The sequence below is a fragment of the Methanospirillum sp. genome, assembly GCF_028679455.1.
GTDB lineage: Archaea > Halobacteriota > Methanomicrobia > Methanomicrobiales > Methanospirillaceae > Methanospirillum.
Window position 1 is genome coordinate 1 of record NZ_JAJRBM010000073.1, and the last position, 2996, is coordinate 2996.

At 46.4% G+C, this 2996-nt stretch carries 6 protein-coding genes; 5 read left to right on the forward strand and 1 reads right to left on the reverse strand.

Annotated features, from left to right (window positions below; genetic code table 11):
* A partial coding sequence (locus LUQ50_RS02310; RefSeq protein ID WP_300035572.1) for a homocysteine biosynthesis protein occupies window positions 1-237 on the reverse strand: 237 nt, incomplete at its 3' end.
* Between the two features lie 140 nt (window positions 238-377).
* On the opposite strand from LUQ50_RS02310, the gene LUQ50_RS02315 reads away from it, so the two are divergent.
* From LUQ50_RS02315 to LUQ50_RS02335, 5 genes are all read left to right on the forward strand, one after another.
* Entirely contained in the window at window positions 378-770 is a 393-nt protein-coding gene (locus tag LUQ50_RS02315; protein WP_300035577.1) for a hypothetical protein, read from the forward strand.
* A complete protein-coding gene (locus tag LUQ50_RS02320; RefSeq protein WP_300035580.1) occupies window positions 748-1365 on the forward strand; it encodes a hypothetical protein in 618 nt (205 codons plus the stop codon). Before LUQ50_RS02315 ends, LUQ50_RS02320 begins: the two co-directional genes overlap by 23 nt.
* A 103-nt stretch (window positions 1366-1468) precedes the next feature.
* Entirely contained in the window at window positions 1469-2179 is a 711-nt protein-coding gene (locus LUQ50_RS02325; protein ID WP_300035583.1) for a Nif3-like dinuclear metal center hexameric protein, read from the forward strand.
* Complete coding sequence (locus tag LUQ50_RS02330; protein WP_300035586.1) at window positions 2176-2514, forward strand: SWIM zinc finger family protein; 339 nt, start codon at window positions 2176-2178, stop codon at window positions 2512-2514. The genes LUQ50_RS02325 and LUQ50_RS02330 overlap by 4 nt, the downstream gene beginning before the upstream one ends.
* A 37-nt stretch (window positions 2515-2551) precedes the next feature.
* Window positions 2552-2996, forward strand: a 445-nt coding sequence (locus LUQ50_RS02335; protein ID WP_300035588.1) for an alanine--tRNA ligase-related protein, incomplete at its 3' end; no start/stop codon positions are given.

Below are 2996 nucleotides of genomic sequence, written 5' to 3' on the forward strand. Positions count from 1 at the left end.
ATCTACATCGTTGAGCCAGATCCGCTCCATCTTGATGGGAGGTTCAGCATGACCGAAATTCAGGAATGCACCTGAAGAGCACATCGCTCCAAAGGTTCCGGTGGTAACTACATCCACCTCTTTAAGAGCTCCTTCTTCACCGAGCTCGCTGACAATGGCGGGCATCTCATCGGCAGTGACCACCCTAGCTGATCCATCACGTATCCGCCGGTTGATCTCATCGATGCTTTTATCCATACTACTATGTGTTTTGCGGTTAGATCAGTTATATATTCTCAATATTATTTCACCTGATACCGAACGTGATTGTTTTATGAGGTATTGTATGAACATTCAGACATCTACACGACATACCGATACATTGCATGAGGATCGTTATGAATGACAGTATCCGTACCCTGCTTTATGGCATTCTTACCTGGCTCATTCCATTTCTGATAGCGTTACCGTGTTATTCTTCTGACGGTGTGATTCTGATCGATCAACAGGTATTCAAGAGTATCATGATCGTTACTGGTTCTCTCACCGGAGCGATTCTTCTGGTGCATCTCTTCAGGGTCATGAGATGGAGATACTTTCAGGCAGGATGGCTGATTGGAATTTCATGGCTTGCAATTAACTTGACGCTTGATTTCATCATCCTGATCCCAATGAGTAATCTTGATATTCCATCTTACTTCACTCAGATTGGAATGAGATACCTGAGTATTCCTATTATGTCTGTCATGGCAGGGGTAGTAGCGGATCATGCAGTACAGAGTCGTGCCTGATATGACTCCTCATCAAATACCAAATGATTTGAATCAAAACCTGGCCAAAGATCTGAACTCTCATTCTTTTACCCTGGAGTTTCTTCCTTCTGTTTGGTACCTTCTCGCTGATCGGATTTTTCCTCAACTCTGTTGCCGGTATCCACCCCCCTTATACGGACTCTTTCTTGAAGCAGTCAGGGAGGTATCACGTCAGGATGGTAATCTGGATCTGGCAGTAGCATATCTGCAGGATATTGTCACGAGTGCTCCATCAGATGGAATTCTCTTTGAACAGGCAGGGCAGTTGCTGAATATTATTGAGTGGAGGCGTACCTGTCATCCGACATGGTTCCCATCAGGGATGAAGGGGTATCGATTGAAACCGGGTAAGTGCTCTCCTTATATTACTCATGCAATGGTACTCCTTCAAACCGGTGAGGATGATGAGGCATTGAGTCTGGCGGAAAAGATCATCAACTCGTCAGATCCTGGTTCTGATGATCGCTGGCTTGCGTATCTGATCCGCACAGCAGTCTTCATTTGTATGGGGGAGATAACAATTGCTGAAAAGGAACTCAATCAGATCAATGTTGAAAATTCTATGAGAACGTGAAGAATGGTTCATAATTTTTTATGATCCTGCTCTCATTGTACTTTCATTCCATCATTTCTAGTAGAATTCAAACCTATACCTATGGTATCAGGGGCTGGAAGAGATGCTTTACCGGGATGATATAATTCGGGATCTGGAGATTTCTGCTCCTCCCGAACTTGCCGAACCGTTTGATCAAGGTAAGATAGGGCTCATTGTTGAAGGTAAACAGGAGATTAACCGGATATGTACCTGTCTCGATGTCACCGTTGAGGTTGTCAGACAGGCGATCTCACTTGGTGCTGATCTGTTAATTGCTCATCATACTCCATTCTGGTATCCCCTGAGCAGTATTAAGGGATCAGATGCAGCTCTGCTTCGTGAGTTGCTCAGTAACCGCATCAATGTCTACGTAATGCATACCAATTATGATCTTGCAGTAAACGGCGTAAATCACTGTCTGGCAGGTTTGCTGGGTCTTGGATCTATCAGAGCCCTCTCGCTTGGGGTGGTGGGTGACTGCCATCTTACTCCTTCGATGATTGCTGATCATCTGGGTACTCCACTCAGAATCTGGGGAACTATTAGGGAGATCCGTCGTCTTGCCGTGGTTGGGGGCTCTGGTTTTGATATGGAAATCATCAGGGAAGCTGCCGCAGCAGGGGCTGAAGCATTTCTCTCTGCAGAATTGAAGCATTCAGTTGCAAGGGCATCACCGCTTCCTCTCATTGAATCCACTCATTATGCACTTGAAGCTCCGGCGATGCGAATACTTGCAGGAAGATACGGGTGGACCTATATTGACGATCCCCCGGTTATGAGTTCATATCCATGAGTGATCCGCTCCAGGATCTTACGGATGGGCATCCACTCAATGACTGGATGCGGAAACGAATCTGTGCATACTACAAAAGCAGGGGACAAAAAGCCCTTGCCATTGTTGATCATGGCCGTGTCAAGCGATATCGTGATTTTTTTGTGGTTGTTGGCGATACCGGTAAATATGTAGTAGAAGATGAATTTTGTTCCTGTGACGATTTTCTCCATCGGGGCGGTCGTTGCGCTCATATTCTTGCGGTAAAAGTGGCCCGGGTAACCGGCAGGTTTGAACTGATAGATCTCTGGTATCATGAGGATCTGAACACTGCACCGGGTGGTACTGCCTTATAGAAAGCAGGTGAATAGCTAAGGCATTGCGGGAATCTTCATGATGGAAGAAGAATATCAGCTCGAATACTTCCGATCCCAGGATCTGGTGCGGAAGGTCTGTACCTCGTGCGGGAAAGCGTTCTGGACGAGGGATCCCGAGCGAACGGTTTGTGGGGATGCCCCCTGTGAACCATATCAGTTTATTGGAAATCCTCTTTTCAGAGCTCACACCGTTGATCAGATGCGGGAAGCATACCTCTCTTTCTTTGAGAAAGAAGGACATACCCGGATATCCCGCTACCCGGTTGCAGCGAGATGGCGTGATGATATTTACCTTACCATTGCATCAATTGCTGATTTTCAGCCATTTGTAACCAGTGGCGTTGTTCCTCCACCAGCAAACCCGCTTACAATCTCCCAATCCTGTGTCAGACTGAATGATCTTGACTCAGTCGGAAGATCAGGCCGACACCTGACCTGCTTTGAGATGATGGCTCATCATG

Excerpts from the sequence above, each read along its gene's own strand:
- LUQ50_RS02315 (WP_300035577.1), top strand. The coding sequence starts at position 378 with ATGAATGACAGTATCCGTACCCTGCTTTATGGCATTCTTACCTGGCTC.
- LUQ50_RS02320 (WP_300035580.1), top strand. The coding sequence starts at position 748 with ATGCAGTACAGAGTCGTGCCTGATATGACTCCTCATCAAATACCAAAT.
- LUQ50_RS02330 (WP_300035586.1), top strand. The coding sequence starts at position 2,176 with ATGAGTGATCCGCTCCAGGATCTTACGGATGGGCATCCACTCAATGAC.
- LUQ50_RS02325 (WP_300035583.1), top strand. The coding sequence starts at position 1,469 with ATGCTTTACCGGGATGATATAATTCGGGATCTGGAGATTTCTGCTCCT.